This is a genomic window from Legionella oakridgensis ATCC 33761 = DSM 21215, from assembly GCF_000512355.1.
Classification (GTDB): domain Bacteria; phylum Pseudomonadota; class Gammaproteobacteria; order Legionellales; family Legionellaceae; genus Legionella_A; species Legionella_A oakridgensis.
On sequence record NZ_CP004006.1, the window covers coordinates 2,184,610 to 2,201,454 of the forward strand.

Genomic DNA, 16,845 nt, shown 5'->3' on the forward strand with positions numbered 1-16,845 from the left:
CTGCTAGTCATGACTCGTCCTTGATTAGGATCAATCAATTTTACTAAACCATAACCAGGAACAATCGACCCTTCTCTAACAGTAAGTGTAGTACCATTTGAAGAAATTAACCACGCTCTACCGGGAATTACGGCCTGAATATAATATTTTTTACAGGAACCATTTTCCTCACAAGACGAGGAGCCGATTTTGGCTTCGTTCTAGCCATCAATTGCTCTATCTCCTGTGATTGCTCATCAATTTTAGCATTTAAAGCGGTTATGGCCTGATTAAGCTGCGACAAATGTGCCGCTAATTCATTGACATTAGAATTTACCCCACCCAGTTGATTGCTCATGGAGCTAACTTCCGAGCGCATGCTTTGCTGGGTTACTTCCAGTGCAGATAATTTTTGTGCCATATTAGGATCCACCGCAACAGGAGATGCAACAGGCTGGATGGGTTGCACCTGCTGGGGTAAAGGCGTTGGAGCGGGCTGCTCGGGTATTGGAGTTGAGGGAGCAACAGCAACATCCCCTGGAGTGGTTGTTTTTCTGTCAGCAAAAAAAGAGCCAAGAAACTTATAAACGATCATAGCGAGGATAATCATTCCCACAACGATTAATACGTTGCGTTTCAAGTTTCCTGAAGCAAACAGGTTCCCTTTCCTATCCGCCGGCGGAACTGTCCGTGTCCCTTGTTGGGTTTCTTCTACAGGCTCAGGACTAAGAGCATCCAAATCTGAGAATTGATATTCATCATTATATTGATCATTATCTGCCATTTCTTACCCACTCATCAAATTAAAGTGATGTTACGTCCTGAGTAAACAGGATCCCTATACCCGTACCAGCACATACTTCCACAGTAGTTGGTGTGTTAAACAATTGCTGTGCTTCTTGCCCCCAGTTCTTTCCAAGGGTTGCCAAACCAATCACAGCATTCTCCATAATAGACCGCCCAATACCACTTTGAACCGTCGTGGTCTGGGCACCAGCCGTTCCACCAATGGTTATGGTTGTATTAGCTGACTGAAACGCATTTCCAAATCCTTCCAAAAAAGAAGAGGCAAATAAAGAACCGTATCGAAGCAAATAATGATGATTTGTATAGCTTGCCAGCGCAGTACGTGCCGTATTTGGATCGATAGCATAGGCACTAATAGACGTTGTTTTTGCAGCCCCAGGTACAGACATCGTATTAAAACTAATCACCATTTTGTCCGCATTACTTGGCAAATTAAAGCTACCAATTAATTTTGTACCTTTAAATTTACCTGAGACAATCGTTGCTAAAATAGGGCTTGGCTCATCGCTATTGACGGACGTATCCAGCACAGCAAACATAACCTCTCCCGTCTTAATAAGAGCTTTTTGCCCACTTGTACCAGCAGGCCCCCCAGCCGGTTGAGCACCAGGTTGCGAACCAGGCACAGCAACATTTGCTTTCTCCTGGGCTGCTCCACTTTTCTCTTTTCCTTCAATATATACTTGTTGGCCGACTTTACGCCAATCTTGTATGGATTGCGTAGCCGTAGAAAGCATCACATTCGTTCGTGCCTGGAGTTTTTGTTGGTAACGCTGATCAGCCATTTGAGTTTGCTGCCGCTTTAAAATGTCCTGTAATTGCTTGGCACTGGCATCAGAATCAGCCTGGCTTGCCAATGTGGGGCCGGCAATGCCCGGAATTGCTGCAACAGCAGAAGGACCTCCCGGTATTTCTGGAGCTTCTCCCAGTCCGGCAACTGCAGATTCTTGAGGTGAAAAACCTGCATCTTGTAATTGTTGATTTGAAAAGCCGGCATTTTTTAATTGTGCTGCGGTAAATCCGGCATCCTTCATTTCTTTTGCGGAATAACCCGCTTGCCGTAAGTCCGCCGCACTAAATCCCGCATCTTTTAGATCTTTTGCACTATATCCAGCCGCCTTTAGCTGAGCTGCGGTAAATCCGGCATTTTTTAAATCAGCAGCGCTGAAACCAGCATTTTTAAGCTGAGAAGCACTAAACCCAGCATCTTTTAATTGTTGGGCTGTGAATCCGGCATCGCGTAATTCTTTTGCTGAAAAACCGGCATTTTTCAATTCTGCTGCAGTAAATCCAGCATTTTTCAATTCTGCTGCGGTAAATCCAGCATTTTTCAATTCTGCCGCCGTATATCCAGCTGCCTTAAGTGCTGCCGCACTGCAACCTAATGTATCTTTAATTGTACTAGCAGACACTCCCATTGCATGGGCTGCTTTTAGTGATGCGACGCTGCAATCTGCCGTCCTTCCTGCTGCTATTACACCCGCCGGATTCAACCCAGCCGCGGTTAATTGTTGTGGCGTAAATCCAGCATCAAGTAATTGTTGCGGTGTAAATCCAGCGTTTGCCAAATCTTTAGCATCAAATCCTGCCGCTTTAAGCGCTGCCGCACTGCAGCCATTTAATTCATGAATCTGCGTTGCCATCACACCTTGTGCACGCAATGCACTCAATTTCGTCGGATCGCAACCCGCTGCACGGATGGCAGCATCGTTTGCTCCCTGAGCCGCCGCTATTTGGGCAGGAGTAAAACCAGCATCCAGCAATTGCTGCGGTGTAAAACCTGCAGCCGCCAAATCTCGCGCATCAAAACCTGCTGCCTTAAGCGCTGCCGCACTACAACCATTGACTTGACGAATACGTGCGGCCGAGACTCCCTGAGCGCGCAGTGCACTTAGTTTCGTCGGATCACAACCGGCCGCACGAATCGCCGCATCACTGGCTTGTTGCGCTGCACTTATTTCCGCCGGCGTAAATCCCGCCGCAGCCAACTCCTGTGGGGTAAAGCCTGCATCCGTCAGCTGTCTTGCATCAAATCCTGCCGCTTTAAGCGCTGCCGCACTGCAGCCATTTAATTCATGAATCTGCGTTGCCGTCACACCTTGTGCACGCAATGCACTCAATTTCGTCGGATCGCAACCCGCTGCACGGATGGCCGCATCGTTTACTCCCTGAGCCGCCGCTATTTGGGCAGGGGTGAAGCCAGCATTTGCCAGATCATTATCAGTAAACCCTGCAGCTTTTAAGGCTGCAGCACTGCAGCCTGCGTCTTGGCGAATTAATTTTGCACTCACACCGGCAAGACGCTCTCTTTTCAACGCTTCAACGTTACAACCTGCTTCCTTGACATCTTGATCCGTCATGCCTGGTGGCAACTGATTTTCAGCTTGGCTAATTTCAGAGGGAGTATAACCTGCTGCTGCCAGCTGAGCAGGACTATAACCCGCATTTAATAAATCTCTGGCACTAAAACCCGCTCGTCTTAATTCGTCTGGGGTAAAACCAGCATTTTTCAAATCAGCCGCGCTAAACCCAGCATTTTTAAGCTCTTGGGCTGTGTAACCCGCTGCTTTCAATTGCGCAGCACTACAGCCACTGATACGACGAATAGCGCCAGCACTTACTCCTGCTTCGCGAAGTTTGCGCAATGCATCCGGATCACAACCCGCTCTAGTGACGTCAGCCGCAGTAATACCATCAGGTAACCCCCCTGCTTGAGCAATTTCCTTCTCTGAAAATCCAGCCCCTTTTAATTCCCCGTCAGAAAATCCTCCATCTTTCATTTCTTGGGCAGTAAACCCGGCATTCCGCAATTCACAAGCATCAAAACCACATATTCTCAGCTGACCAGCCGTATAACCAGCTTCTTTCAGTTGCCTTGCATTAAACCCAGAAGCTTTTAATTGAGTACAAGAACAAACTTGCTGCAACTGTGTTAATTTATAACCATTATCTTTTAATTGTAGACAGGTACAAGCTTCTTTGAGGTCATTTAAAGTTGCTCCTTGCTGAAGTGCCTGCTGAACTGCGGTACTGCTGCAATTAGCATCCTTCAATGATTGTATCCATTGATTCTTTTGCGGGCCCATTGAGCCTTCAAGAGCTAATGTCGAAAACCCAACCCCTCCCTCTCCGTGCTGAGGCCCTACGGATTGGATATCGCCACCAAAAGCTTGCGTACGAATAATGGTTGGAATAGCACTACCACCCTCCTCCGCTGCCTGCTTAGCTTGTTCCACATTTTGCTGAGCTTGTAATGCAGCATATTGAGCAGTAGGGTCCATGGAACCCGGGATAGACTGAATTCCCACCGGGGCAGTACCAACTTGAGCCCCCGCGGTAAGTCCTGTCCTCGATGTAGAAGCCGAGAATCGGATAACACCGATTAAAACGGCAATGATCAACAAGACAGCGGTAAAAATAATAATTACTCTTGAACGAGTATTCGTAAATAGCGCTTTTAAATTTTCTTTTTTGCCTGCCATTTTTTTATAACCCTTCTACCTTGAGTTGCATGACTTTACCATGCCAAGAAACCAGTAAAACTGGGGATTTTTGCATTTCATAAGCATGCATTCCATCCGCACTTGTCATGCTTCCTATCCAGCCTGGCGACAAAATAGTAAGATTAGTTCTTACGTACATTTTCTCATTCAACAGCCAAGCTCTTGCATCTCCACCACTAACTGTAAGTCTTGTACTTCCTGGAGGAGGCACACCGTCCAGAACATTCAATAACACATCATTGGCCGATGGGGGGATGCCTATTTCAGTAGGCAGATTTTTAGCATTAGGTCCATAGCCTTGAATACGTAAATCAACTCGATAATCAACTGCCTGCTGCCCCGGAATTAACGTCAGCATGACAGGAGTATTCAAATCACGCAATCGAACGGCAAGATTCCCATAGGTATATAATTTACTTGCCTGAATCATCAACGTATTACTGGTCTTATCCCATTGAATATTAAAAGCAGAGGGGTCACCGAGATCATAAGCACTGATTGGCCATGGAGCACCCGTTGAATCAAGAAACACCAAAGAAGAAACAAATCCTTGCGAAAGCCGAATCACCGGCGGGGTAGACCCAGGAGATAAATTGACTATTTGGGAGGTGGCTGTTGGCTTTGGTGGGGTCCCAATCGGAGATTGCTTAGCATACTCGGAGGTTTGATACATTTGTTTAAGTTGTATGGTCTGCTCCGGGGACAAAGGAAATAATTGATCGGTTACATTTTCAAAAGCCATCTCATCAAATGCTTCTTTATCAGAAGAAACCATTGGATCAAGGCTTGCATTATCCGCTCCTTGCTTCGGAGCTTCTGGCTTGGCTCCCGAAGCCGGCTGAGAACCTCTTGACGGGGCAGCAGCAGAAGATTGAGCTCGAGATCCTGTCGGCGGCGGCGTAGCCGAACCTCCTTCAGCCGCTTGCTGATTATCAGGAGAAGTAGACAAACGTTGCTGTAACATCCGTAACTGTTCTAAAGCTTGCTGAGCAGAATCTGCTTGCTGAGCACTTACAGCGATGGAAACAGGTACAAAGAATGCCAATAAAGAAATTTTTATTGCTAATTTATTATAACTCATCAGCTCATCTCACCACTAGCAGGTCCAACTACAAACTGGGCTATTCCAATTCCTCTAGGAGAATTTAATGTTGATACGCGAGTAATCAACATCGTGACCACGTTATTCTGTTGAGAAAATTCACTGGCACTTTGATAAGTTACTAAAATTGGCATTTGCACGCGCCACGAAAACCGATTGTTCAAAATACCTTTTTGTAAAATAATTGGTGCTCTTGTCGCCACGGCAGAAACAATCAGCTTTTTAGCTTTAACAGCATCCAAGTTATTAGATTGCTGGAGGGCATTTAGAAATTGCGTCCATCCCTCGGCGGTAAAGAAGCCAGACGCAGCTTGTAGTTCACTGCGATAGTTAACGAAATTATAACTAAATGCGGCAATGGCAGCCTGGTTTGCCCATTGTAAAACAGCTGAATCCGATTGGTTAGGCTCATTCAGTGGAAATAATGGTGTTATTCGACCGTTAATGCTTGTTGCAAAATACTTTGGTTCCGGTGGATGCGTCATGATATATGTGAGTATCCCTCCCAATATAAAATTGGCTGTCATGGAAATCATTAAGATAAGTATTATTTTTCGTTGTCCATCGCGATAAAATTTATTTCTCATCACGACCGCTGTTAATGCATCTTCAGCCATAATATCCTCAGTTAGTTAGGCATGACTTTGTTATCAATTGTTCCGCTTTCACTCGCCAGTAATGGATCAGAGGTATAATTTGGTTCATCCAAAGCTGTTAGCATAACTGGAGGAGTCACGCCACTTGTTGCATAAAAATCCGGATCTGGGAGATTAAAATAAGCGAAATAAATAGCGACTCCTAAAAGTACATTAAATACAGCAGAAATCAGGAGGAATGTTGCAGCCTTCCGATAAGTATTAACGTAAAAACGTTTAGAATTCTTAATTAAATCCCAAGTTGCACGACTCATCTTATCTCCATCCTAAGCCACAGCATCCCGAAATGTTATTTCAATTCTGGAATTTGGTGATTTGTCACCACCCTGGACAAGTCCTAATATAGGTTTATCACTACCTAAACCATGTGTAAAGATAAAACGACTATCAATATTTTGTGTCCATAAATAATTAGCAACCGCCCTTGCTCTTGCCAGCGTTAAGGCACGCTCACGTTGCGGAGAACCACACTTGCTGCTGTATGCAGTGATATGAATAGTAATTTTGCGAAACTGCCTCAGATAACAAGCGATATCATTCAAAAGTGCGTAAGACACCCATGTGAGCCGAGGAGATTGATTGGCAAATAAATGACTGGACGGGATGCTTATTAAATAATCTTGGCCAAGAGTAATGACCTGAATGCCGTTTTTATTAAAATTCTCCTGCATTTTTATGACAGCAGTGTCCAATGCTCCATCCACTTTGTAGGGCAACGAGGCGGGTGTACTAGCTACCGTTTGAACAGGCTTATAACAACCCGTCATAACAAGCATGGAAAATGAAACTAGCCATGTTGAGAAGCTTATAAAACGAGCATGCAATCGTCTCAATGTAAACCCTCATATCGAAAACAATAAAATTTCTAGAGAAATAAAAACATACAAATCATCACGTTACAAGCAGTACATGAAAATTTCAATAATTCGCATCATTTATGAAAAAAATATTCTAATTTGGAATAAATATAAACACATAATGAGGGTAAGAAGTGCACTTGATCATTCACTGAAATTTAAATACGGTAGCTCATAACAAAAATCAGCTTAATGCATTTTCATGAATGGACTTAAGTATTTTATTTTATAGAAATAACCCAGGCTGTAAGAAACAATGGATTTAATAGGGCAAGAATTATGTTCTATGCGGTACTTTTTGCCTTTTCCCGCTCATTTCGGAGTTTTTCCGATAATGAATCCACCAAAGCCCCTAGCTCATCAGAACTGATTTGATCCCGTTCATCCGGTGGATATGAAGTGGCCATTTGAAAGTCTTTTATTAATTCATTAGCAATGTTGCCTGCAAGTTTATCTTTTTCACCGCTCAATCGCTCGATCGACATCAGGTAATCACGGGTTTCATTAATAGGCAACAATGGCTCTGAAAAACGCTCAACATCTTTCACCAAAATGGGTAAAGCGCCTGCAGAAGATTGCAATTTACTAAATATCGTTAAGGTACCTACTGGCTCTTCTTCAATAAGCTCTTCTATTTTTTCTGGTTCATTATGCCCATGGAAAGCCAATAAGGCCGCTACACCGCGTTCAATCGGTTCAGTAATTTTAGATTCATGCAATGCCTTGCTTATCAGTGCAATTTCTTCATTCTGTACTTCCTTGTGGATACTGATGTCACCACTCTCTACGATGCTTTGGAAACCTGTAAGTTGTTTTTGTAATTTATCAAGATAATCATCTGCTGGTGCCTCTACTTTCAAAAATTGATTTAATTTTAATTTTTTTACTGGTTTTGGATTGGCGTAAAACATACGGGCGCGCACAATTTTTGAACGGAAAAAGATATGTGCTTCACCTTCTGTCTGCTCTTTTAAATCCAATAGATCAATACGAGAGCGTTTTTCAAACGATGAACTTTTAGTGTCCATATAACTATTGGCAATACTTGTCTCTTTAGTCTGGAAGGAATCAACCTTGGTTACATAAGCCTCACCAGCTGTTTTGGTGAAAAAGTCCCAGGTTTCAGTTGGGTCTTCCAATTTCATACAGATTTTAATGTTGGTGTTTGCACCGATTGATGCTGCTTCTTCTTTAGATGCTTTCTGAAACGCAGGTAAGTCCTGTCCAGCAAATATGGCTGAAAAGCCTAATGACCGTGCCTGGGCTGGAACAACGGCAAATCCCTGAACAGCATAATAACCGTATTCGTCCAGAACACAAATGTAAGGCGTTGGAGAATTGGTAGGTTTACGTTCAATCACATCACGATAATCCCCTTCCACTTCTTCACCAAGACCGGCTGCCATCATAGCTTTCAAAGAAGAAACAATAATTTTCCCTAAGTTGGATAATTCGTCGGGGGATTTCTCTAAGGCAGGAAGCAACACCACGAGAATCCGCCTGTTTAATACCACGTCTTTAAAATCAACTTCCGCCAAATTGGTGCGAACAATATGGCCATAAGTATCTGCAAGAGATGAAAAGGCTCGTACCAACTGCATGGTAATAAATCCATGTTGTTCAAATACTTGCGAGACTTGCTTTCCTTTTTTCTCCTTATTGTATCCAGGCAATGTTCCAAGATAGTTACGCAACGGGTCTGTCACCAACTTGGGTACGGATTCGATGTTAATGCTTTCTTGATCATCTCGTGGAAAAATCTTATCAATAACAATTGTCTCCAACCGTTGCAAATCAAAGTAATTACGAATGGTATCTGCATCGAGCAAAATAGCGCCTTCATCACGCATGTACACAAGCAATCGCATCAGTGCTTCCACAAAGGCAATGGCTCGACCTTTCCACATGTCACCATCGGATGATTGACTCGACCCCCCCATCAAGCTAACGACCAATTGGGTTAACATACTGGAAGAGCCCTGGCAAAATGGGTTTAAGGTATTTGATAATCGTTTTTCTTGTGGTCCAATAATATCCCGTGCACCCGTCATGAAATTGACTAGCAGTAAATCATCCTCGCGTCCCATGTTTCTAACCATAGAAAACACTTTAGCGTATAATGAGTTGTCGCCTTTTCCATCCACATAAATAAAACCGCTCCCTTGCACCAGAGCATTAAAAGCAATTGAAACCAGCGCTTCTGTTTTACCACTACCCGTTGATCCAAAAATCAATGCATGGGTTCGCATATCATCGTTGGCAAACCATAGTTCTTCATTAGTTTTGCGATCATTACCAAAAAAAGCGATGCCACGCGCCAGGTTAGGAGTTTGAATGCCCGGTTTTAAATCATTATAATCCTTAACCCGTGCGATTTTAGGTAAGCGAAACGGTAATGTTTGCTTGCGAGTAAATGCAAAAAGAAAGCAGAAAAAACCAATCATGAATAATAAAATCGCTGCTTCCGATATGTAATAGGCGCACACAGCCAAAGACAGCAGCACAATAGAAATATTAGTAGGATTAGAGAAAAAATCACTAATACGCTGACCGACCGTTCGCGTATCCCGCAAAAGCTGGGTTGGGTCAATTTCACTACGGGAATCAATACCGCGCATCATGGTTCTAACTCCTGCATTTCTTTTGGAGACAATTTGACGTCTTTAACGGCAATTTCAAGAGCCTTAATCGCCTCATCAATCATGGGTACCAACGAGCGGCGTCCCATGGCTTTTTCCGCCTTCCAATGAGCAAAAGGCCCAGCAACCTCTGCGTATGGGGTTTGTCTTCCTACGCAATTCAACATATACCAAAGGCGACGGTCTATTGGCTTTAACCATAAAAACTCGGAACTAGGCACAACACCATCATCCCTGGCTGCCTGTAATAAAGAAGCCATTACTGTTAAAAGATAAGCATGTTTTGTAACAATTTGCTGTACATTTTCTGCATCCTGAAATTTTCTAAGTGTGTTATTTGCGACGCTATAATCTGGTTTTCCCTCAGCATAACCTTTATCAAGGGATTCCAGGATCATCACCGCAGAACCTCTGTCGCGATTCATACGCGCCATAAATACAGCAGCTAACGCACGAGCATGCGGGGGACACCGTTCAAATCCATCCCAATAAGGCCCCAGCTGCAACGTGAATACTCTTTTGGCATCGCCTCGCCGCAACCCCGCCGTCATTTCTTGCCCAGGTATGGGCTTATCCAGTAAAACATCTTCTTTTTTTAACAATTGATATTTACGCGCAAACTCCATGGGAGTCATTGCCATTGCCCACGGACCTTCATTAATATCAATGCTTACCAAATCCAGCTTGACTACTGGCATAATAGCCGGCCAGTTATACTGTTCCTGTGCCCGCAACGTCAGCATGTTATATACTTTACGAAATTTTAAAGTAACATTTGACCTATAAAGAAAAATCCCCAGAGCAACCAACGCAGCAGCAACCGGATAACGCGTATAATCGCCCACGCTTCTTGACAGTATGAGCATTTGCTCCCAGTCTACCGCACTCGGGTCAAGAGTCTGCATTAAATAGATTTCATTCGATAACTGACCAGAACCTATGAAAAAATTAATCAGTTTCGCTTGCAGAATATTAATATAAAAAACGGCGGAAACAATGTACTTGTGTCCGACACTCCACAAGACATACACCGTTAAAATAAATAATACCATGACCCATACTGGGGCCATTGAATTATCGCCAGATTGTTGCTGTGGTTGTTGTGCCATCCGAAACTAATAATTTTAAGATTACTTAAATTAAAGTATATACCTATTTTTAACTGTTTTGCGATATGCAGCTTAGGTTAGTTAGGCTGGTTTTTCTAATTCATGATTGGATATTTTAACCAATCGGCCCCCGACGTATTTATAAGTACCGGTCATGTGGATAAAACGGTTAAGATTTTCCAATTTCAATGCCCTGTCTTTTAGAGTTAACAATGGCTTGCCGAGTTTGTCCGTTGGTGTTTTTTCTGGAGAAGTGGGTAAAATATCAGTTTGACTCACATAGATGGAAACATAACCTTCGTTTACTTTATTTTCCTTAGTTCCTATGATTTCTTTCACGTCTTTTTCATTAGCATAAATTGGGCGTGAAATCATTTGCCCTGGCAAATTAGTAATAATACGCTCCCATGACGATAGACTACTGCCACTGGAAGAATAAAGCGCAACAAATATTTCCCGCTGGCCGCTGCGCAGAGCAATTCTATTCGCTAAATGAGACGCTATTTTTTCCTTTCCTTGACCGGATGTCTGCACTTGACTGGCAAAATGTTCACGGATTTCACGTAAATTTTTACCAATAACACGCAAAAAATTTGATTCCTCCCACGGACCTTGCTCAATTGCATCATCCAGAGCTTTTAATATGGCATTTGCTTGTTCTTCTGATAATTCATCTTTCATAAAAGTCAGGATTCTACCACCAATTTGAGTATGCCAGACAACTTGTTTCGTCCAAATACTTGTACGAAACGCTACTATAGGTAAGGTGGCAAGCACAAATCAACGTGCAACACGTTGGTGCGGAAAGCAGCAGGATTTTGCACACCTATGGTCAATAAATTATAGCACCAATTGTATTGCAAGTAGATGGTGTGCAGCTTATTTCTTAACTTATTTTAGCATATGATAGACCTATGAATTCAACTCATTGAATTCATAGTTACATTGTTAATGAACGATGTTTTTCTTCATCCTCTTTGGCTTCCTCTCTAACTTCAGGTTGTCTTTCGGCAGACTGTTGTACCGTTGCAGAAGGGCCAGAAATAACAGTTTTCATTGCTTGCCAGCATACGGAAGCAACTTCCAATCCTAGTTTTGCAGACTCTGTAGGAGAGATAGATGCTAGTTTCGTAAGAGGATCCATGACCTTCTGTCTATAATCTGCCAACGTCTTCGTGGCAGTATCTATACTTGTGCCTTCTTTTGTGGGTGCAAAAAAACCTAGTGTGTCCCTACCTTGTTGAGCTCCCGCTCTCGTTCGCCATGGATTAACCATAATGACCTCAAAAAATATGCTCTTTAATTGATTATAGCTTAACAGAATTTAGCTTAACATAATCTTAAAAAATCTCTTATTTGCATATTCTTTACACTTCATATTGAAATTCTAATCATACATCAGTTCATCCAAAGGCGTATAATCACGGCTTGGTCCACCTTGGATCAATTCATTCAACACATCAGTCATGCATAATAAACGCAACACATTGGGTGTTACTTCATCAAAAACAACGCGAGTTCCCAACAGTGCATTTTCTGCTTCGTCAAATGTCACTCCTAACCCATACCCCAAGCATAATGAACAAAGTTGATCGGCGCGCCGAGCTATTGCTGGCAATAAGCCAGTTGGGGAAAATACTTCTTCAAAACTGACAAAGCGATCATTTAAATAAAATTTTGCATTCATGCTGGCAGCAATGAGCGCCATACCTTTGCTGAGATCTATTTTCATTTATCGCCACCAGGGCTGGGAAGATTTAACACTGCCGGCAATGAACGTCCTTATCCAACGTAAAAAAACCGGCACGGTAAAACCGTAATGCTCAAGAATACCAAAAAATATAGCAGAGAGTACAACCAACACACCAGTCCATATTCGAATGTGCATCAGAAAAAGAAAAATGGGGAACGCTGCTCTGGCATCCACCATAAAAAACCGAGCGCTGCGAGCAGAATCACGCCAATGTGATGTTTGCGAAAATCCAGCCATGCCATTCCCCTGTATTTCATCTCTCTAACTAAGTATATCGTGTGAGAAAGGCAATGCAAGCCAGAATTTTAGCAATAATTAGTATTATAGGATGGTATTTTCGCTTTTCTCTTGAGGAGATAAGCAATTTGCCAGAACATCCGCTAACGCAGGCAAAGGACGTTTCGTTGGTTGTGGTTGTAATTGCGGCTGGGCGATATCCTGATGACTTATCAACGCTTCCTGAAGAAGCTGAGAATCAACGCCACCATCTAACCTAGCATTCCCATCGTTACTTGCCTGTGTTTTTTCAGGTTCAATAGTTTGTTTCTGTGAATGCCTAGATTTCAGTTTACCCAGCATGTACGTTGTACTACCACTCATCATGGCTCCTTTAAAATAAGCCCATGAATTCATCATACACATCAAAGATTAAGGTTTTATTATCTACTCCAAACTTGCCTTAATTAAATACCTGTAATACAGTATCCAGCATGCTGCCTATTTATTACCATCCATGAAAGGACTCTGCATCGCTTTCGCGATAGCAGCGTTTGCTGTTTGCGCATCTATTTTTCAACAAAATGTTTCAAGCCTAATTCACTGGATTAATACCTTAGGCTTTATTGCCCCCATTATTTTTTTGCTTTTATATTGTTTTGCCACGCTTTTTTTTCTTCCCACCATGATCTTGACCCTGGCTGGTGGCGCCCTTTTTGGTCCTGTCCTCGGCATTTTGTTTAATTTAATAGGAGCCACCTTGGGGGCGTCTTGCGCTTTTTTCATCAGTCGTCATCTGGTTTTTGATTGGATAGTCAGCAAGCAAAATAAACGTATCAATAAACTTATCGCTGGTGTTGAACGCTGGGGGTGGCAGTTTGTAGCCTTGTTACGCATTGTACCTGTCATTCCTTTTAATTTGGTTAATTATGGCCTGGGTTTGACACGTATAAAATTTAGCCATTATTTAATAACGACCATTATTTTTCTAATACCTACTGAAATTGTTTCAACGTATTGCGGTTATGCCAGCATGGATGCTTTTATCCATTCCGGGGAAGTGTATAAACGAATCAGTTTGATTTTTCTGTTTATCTTTGGTTTCTTACTTATTTTATTCCGATGGTTTAAACGCAACTAACGTTGTCTATCGCATTTCAATAAGTACTGTAATTGGTTTAACAATGGATGCTCAATGTTTAAAACAACACCATCCAAAGATTTGACTGGTCTAATGCCCTGTAGAGCATTGGTAACAAATACAGCGTCCGCATTCATGATGAATTCTCGAGACACGCTATCCTCCTTCAATTCAATTGCATGTTCCGAGCATATGCTAAATAGTCGACTCCGTATGATGCCTGGCAATACTCCACAGGTAAGGCTTGGAGTATAAAGTTTGTTTTGACGAACAACAAAAAGATTGGCGACGGTAGTTTCCGTGGCATAGCGTCGTGTATTAAAAAATAAAGCATCATCTGCTTTTACAGACAATGCATGACGGCGAGCCAAAACAGACTCCAGATAGTTAACCGTTTTAAATTGATAAATAGGATTAACGGCATCGCGCGACCAAGGGGTCGTTACCAAATTTAAAGCCTGCGTCAATGGTTGATATTTAAAGGGTTCGACTAATAAACTTGGACAATCCCCTTCCACAGCTAATCCGCGGGTAGCACGGCCGCTAGTCAGAATGATTCTGATTCCGCCAGCTTGAATGTTTGCATCGTTTATGCGCTGAAGGAGCAGCTCATACCAAGCTTCATAAGCATGGTTAAAAGGAATTTTAAGCTGTATTGCAGAAGTTGACATACGCTGCCAATGCAGCTTGCTATAAAGAGGCAGATGATTCTCAATTTTTATGGTTTCAAATAACCCCTCACCTAAAAAATACGATCATCTGCCCGAAATGGTACCCGTTGATCGCTATATTTAATAGTCAAGAAAATCCTCTAGCTCATCACGCAATCGCTTCTCTTCCAATAAGTTTTCCAAACGCTTGCGAGCATCAGAAGGAGGACGATTAGGATCGTCTAAAATGATCTCCTCCGTTTCTATAAACTCATCTTCTGCAATCAATTCTTTTTCTTCTTCATCATCATATAGTTCGCTCATGCTATCCTCTCGAAAGTTTAAATAGCAATAATCTTCGCTCCTGCGATTCAGGCCCTTTATTGCCTTCCATGAAGCAAAGACTCTAAAAAGGTGAAAGCTATATACCCTATTTTTTTTTTTTTGCCTAGCTATTTTTTTATTTGTCTTGAACTATGAAATATATCTACGTGATAATCAATAAAAAAAATTATCTATCAATTTGTATGGCTGACCAATTCAAAGAAGCACTGAGACAGACTTATCGCTTAATACGTAAAAATCTCCCACACGCTTACAAGCAAGCTGCTGCAAAAAAAATATGCACGCAAATTCGCGCACTAAAAGAGTATCGTTATGCCAAGCGCATCGCTCTATATCACGCTATTCACGGTGAAGTTAATTTAAACAGCTTATGGAAATCTGCGCCTTTACAAGGCAAATATTGTTATTTCCCTATCCTTAGGGAAGATTTGAGCTTGTTATTCCTTCCAGCAACACCCGCAACTCACTTTTATGAAAACCGTTATGGCATTCAAGAACCGCATGGCAGCCTTGATGAGGTTTTAAGACCCGATGAGCTTGATATTATTTTTATGCCACTTGTTGCATTTGACGAACGAGGTACACGCTTAGGCATGGGGGCTGGCTACTATGATCGAACGTTAGCAAAATATAAGGCCCGCCTTTTAATAGGCGTGGCCTACGATTTTCAGCGTCTTCCCTTCATCGAGGCGCAACCTTGGGATGTACCGTTATCAGCCATCATAACTGACCGCACAATATACTGGAGTAAAATATGACCCATTATTGGTTAATGAAATCTGAGCCATCTTGTTTCAGCATTGATGATTTGCAGAATGCTCCCAAGCAAACAACCCCCTGGGATGGAGTACGTAATTATCAAGCTCGAAACTTCATGCGTGATCAAATGAACATTGGCGATTTGGTCTTTTTTTATCATTCAAATTGCAATCCTCCTGGTATTGTAGGCATTGCGGAAATTGTAAGTTCTGCCTATCCTGATTACACCGCGTTTGATCCTAATAGCGAGCATCCGGATCCCAACAGCACGCCTGAACACCCAAGGTGGTTTATGGTGGATATTCGTTTTAAAGAAAAATTTCCGGAAATCATTCCCTTAAATACACTCAAATACCACCCTGAATTAGGCAGCATGCCGTTGCTGCGCAAGGGCAATCGTTTATCCGTTATGCCTGTCAGCGCCCAAGCGTGGAATTTTATAAACCAGAAATTACGATAAAATAAATGCACTGCAGAGAGTTTCTCAAAAGGGTTCGAATGTTCTTTGCTCAAAGGAACATGCTTCAATCATATAAAAAAGATTTTCAATTTAATGCATCTTCCCCTACTTCCCCCGTTCTTACTCTGACCACTTGCTGCAGATCATAAACAAATATCTTGCCATCACCAATTTTACCGGTATAGGCTGATTTGCAAATGGCATCGATGGCCAGTTCAACCATATTATCAGGCAGTGCCAATTCAATTTTTATTTTAGGTAAAAAATCAACCACATATTCCGCTCCCCGATAGAGTTCGGTATGACCTTTTTGTCGTCCGAAACCTCTGGTTTCAGATACCGTAATGCCTGGAACACCAATTTCCATCAATGCCTCATGAACATCATCCAGTTTAAAAGGTTTGATAATTGCGGTAATCATTTTCATTTTTTACCTTTAAATCGTCAGTAAAGATTTTACATAGCTGTTTTAGGCCAATTTTGCTAGACTTTAGCTCTCAGCAATAACCCCTACATCAGGAGCCTATGTGATGGTTGAACTCAGCCAATTTGAAGAGCTGGCAAAAAAGCTTTCCGCTGCTTTACCCGCCAGTGTACAAAATTTTGAAAATGAGATTCAACAAAAATTCCGAGAAATATTGCAATCTGCATTTGTCCGGATGGATTTGGTCACTCGTGAAGAATTTGATGTTCAGCTCAAAGTGCTGGCACGTACTCGCGAAAAAGTTGATTCCTTGCAAAAGCAAATTGACGCATTGCTTTCTGAACATAAAGACGATAATGCTTTGACCTAAACGCTTGCATTTAATCCTACGCAAAAACATCGACGGCTTCGTATTCATGAAGTAGAATGAGTTTAGTCCAACCTA

20 protein-coding genes are annotated in these 16,845 nt (G+C 42.3%); 4 read left to right on the forward strand and 16 right to left on the reverse strand.

The window, feature by feature from the left end:
* Positions 1-127: 127 nt before the first annotated feature.
* The 13 genes from icmG to LOA_RS10635 all read right to left on the reverse strand — a co-directional run bounded on the left by icmG (position 128) and on the right by LOA_RS10635 (position 13,041).
* Positions 128-763, reverse strand: coding sequence for a type IVB secretion system protein IcmG/DotF (gene icmG, locus LOA_RS10570; RefSeq protein ID WP_052335941.1), 636 nt, complete (start codon positions 761-763; stop codon positions 128-130).
* 19 nt (positions 764-782) lie between these two features.
* Positions 783-4,268, reverse strand: a complete 3,486-nt coding sequence (gene dotG, locus LOA_RS10575; RefSeq protein WP_025386315.1) for a type IVB secretion system protein DotG/IcmE — start codon at positions 4,266-4,268, stop codon at positions 783-785.
* Between the two features lie 4 nt (positions 4,269-4,272).
* Positions 4,273-5,370: a DotH/IcmK family type IV secretion protein gene (locus tag LOA_RS10580; RefSeq protein WP_035895386.1), complete on the reverse strand. Its 1,098-nt coding sequence runs from the start codon at positions 5,368-5,370 to the stop codon at positions 4,273-4,275.
* The gene (locus LOA_RS10585) at positions 5,370-6,008 is read right to left on the reverse strand and encodes a type IVB secretion system apparatus protein IcmL/DotI (RefSeq protein ID WP_025386317.1); all 639 of its coding nucleotides are present in this window, start codon (positions 6,006-6,008) and stop codon (positions 5,370-5,372) included. Before LOA_RS10585 ends, LOA_RS10580 begins: the two co-directional genes overlap by 1 nt.
* A gap of 11 nt (positions 6,009-6,019) precedes the next feature.
* The gene (gene icmM / locus LOA_RS10590) at positions 6,020-6,301 is read right to left on the reverse strand and encodes a type IVB secretion system protein IcmM/DotJ (RefSeq protein WP_025386318.1); all 282 of its coding nucleotides are present in this window, start codon (positions 6,299-6,301) and stop codon (positions 6,020-6,022) included.
* Positions 6,302-6,313: 12 nt separating this feature from the next.
* Entirely contained in the window at positions 6,314-6,880 is a 567-nt protein-coding gene (gene icmN / locus LOA_RS10595; RefSeq protein ID WP_025386319.1) for a type IVB secretion system protein IcmN/DotK, read from the reverse strand.
* Positions 6,881-7,188: 308 nt separating this feature from the next.
* Positions 7,189-9,525: a TraM recognition domain-containing protein gene (locus LOA_RS10605; RefSeq protein ID WP_025386320.1), complete on the reverse strand. Its 2,337-nt coding sequence runs from the start codon at positions 9,523-9,525 to the stop codon at positions 7,189-7,191.
* On the reverse strand, positions 9,522-10,652 hold the full coding sequence (gene icmP / locus LOA_RS10610) for a type IVB secretion system coupling complex protein DotM/IcmP (protein WP_025386321.1): 1,131 nt from the start codon (positions 10,650-10,652) through the stop codon (positions 9,522-9,524). Before icmP ends, LOA_RS10605 begins: the two co-directional genes overlap by 4 nt.
* A gap of 81 nt (positions 10,653-10,733) precedes the next feature.
* Complete coding sequence (gene icmQ, locus LOA_RS10615; protein WP_025386322.1) at positions 10,734-11,333, reverse strand: Dot/Icm secretion system protein IcmQ; 600 nt, start codon at positions 11,331-11,333, stop codon at positions 10,734-10,736.
* A gap of 259 nt (positions 11,334-11,592) precedes the next feature.
* Positions 11,593-11,796, reverse strand: coding sequence for a hypothetical protein (locus tag LOA_RS14545; RefSeq protein ID WP_147370130.1), 204 nt, complete (start codon positions 11,794-11,796; stop codon positions 11,593-11,595).
* 243 nt (positions 11,797-12,039) lie between these two features.
* A complete protein-coding gene (locus tag LOA_RS10625; protein WP_025386324.1) occupies positions 12,040-12,384 on the reverse strand; it encodes a type IV secretion IcmS family protein in 345 nt (114 codons plus the stop codon).
* Complete coding sequence (icmT, locus tag LOA_RS10630) at positions 12,385-12,642, reverse strand: IcmT/TraK family protein (protein ID WP_025386325.1); 258 nt, start codon at positions 12,640-12,642, stop codon at positions 12,385-12,387.
* A gap of 84 nt (positions 12,643-12,726) precedes the next feature.
* A complete protein-coding gene (locus tag LOA_RS10635; protein WP_147370131.1) occupies positions 12,727-13,041 on the reverse strand; it encodes a hypothetical protein in 315 nt (104 codons plus the stop codon).
* 97 nt (positions 13,042-13,138) lie between these two features.
* Between LOA_RS10635 and LOA_RS10640 the strand changes: the two genes are divergently transcribed.
* Positions 13,139-13,762 carry a TVP38/TMEM64 family protein gene (locus tag LOA_RS10640; protein ID WP_025386327.1) on the forward strand — a complete coding sequence of 208 codons (624 nt, stop codon included), beginning with the start codon at positions 13,139-13,141 and terminating at the stop codon, positions 13,760-13,762.
* On the opposite strand, the gene LOA_RS10645 is transcribed toward LOA_RS10640, so the two are convergent.
* Entirely contained in the window at positions 13,759-14,484 is a 726-nt protein-coding gene (locus LOA_RS10645) for an aminotransferase class IV (protein WP_338010478.1), read from the reverse strand. The two genes, LOA_RS10640 and LOA_RS10645, sit on opposite strands and share 4 nt — an antisense overlap.
* A 69-nt stretch (positions 14,485-14,553) precedes the next feature.
* Positions 14,554-14,736, reverse strand: coding sequence for a PA3496 family putative envelope integrity protein (locus tag LOA_RS10650; protein WP_025386328.1), 183 nt, complete (start codon positions 14,734-14,736; stop codon positions 14,554-14,556).
* Between the two features lie 203 nt (positions 14,737-14,939).
* Here LOA_RS10650 and LOA_RS10655 point away from each other — a divergent pair, with 203 nt between their 5' ends.
* Positions 14,940-15,515 carry a 5-formyltetrahydrofolate cyclo-ligase gene (locus LOA_RS10655; RefSeq protein ID WP_025386329.1) on the forward strand — a complete coding sequence of 192 codons (576 nt, stop codon included), beginning with the start codon at positions 14,940-14,942 and terminating at the stop codon, positions 15,513-15,515.
* Positions 15,512-15,976: an EVE domain-containing protein gene (locus tag LOA_RS10660; protein ID WP_025386330.1), complete on the forward strand. Its 465-nt coding sequence runs from the start codon at positions 15,512-15,514 to the stop codon at positions 15,974-15,976. The genes LOA_RS10655 and LOA_RS10660 overlap by 4 nt, the downstream gene beginning before the upstream one ends.
* 85 nt (positions 15,977-16,061) lie before the next feature.
* Here LOA_RS10660 and LOA_RS10665 read toward each other — a convergent pair whose 3' ends face one another.
* Positions 16,062-16,403, reverse strand: a complete 342-nt coding sequence (locus LOA_RS10665; RefSeq protein WP_025386331.1) for a P-II family nitrogen regulator — start codon at positions 16,401-16,403, stop codon at positions 16,062-16,064.
* 103 nt (positions 16,404-16,506) lie between these two features.
* On the opposite strand from LOA_RS10665, the gene ubiK reads away from it, so the two are divergent.
* Complete coding sequence (gene ubiK / locus LOA_RS10670; RefSeq protein WP_025386332.1) at positions 16,507-16,770, forward strand: ubiquinone biosynthesis accessory factor UbiK; 264 nt, start codon at positions 16,507-16,509, stop codon at positions 16,768-16,770.
* Positions 16,771-16,845 lie beyond the last annotated feature (75 nt).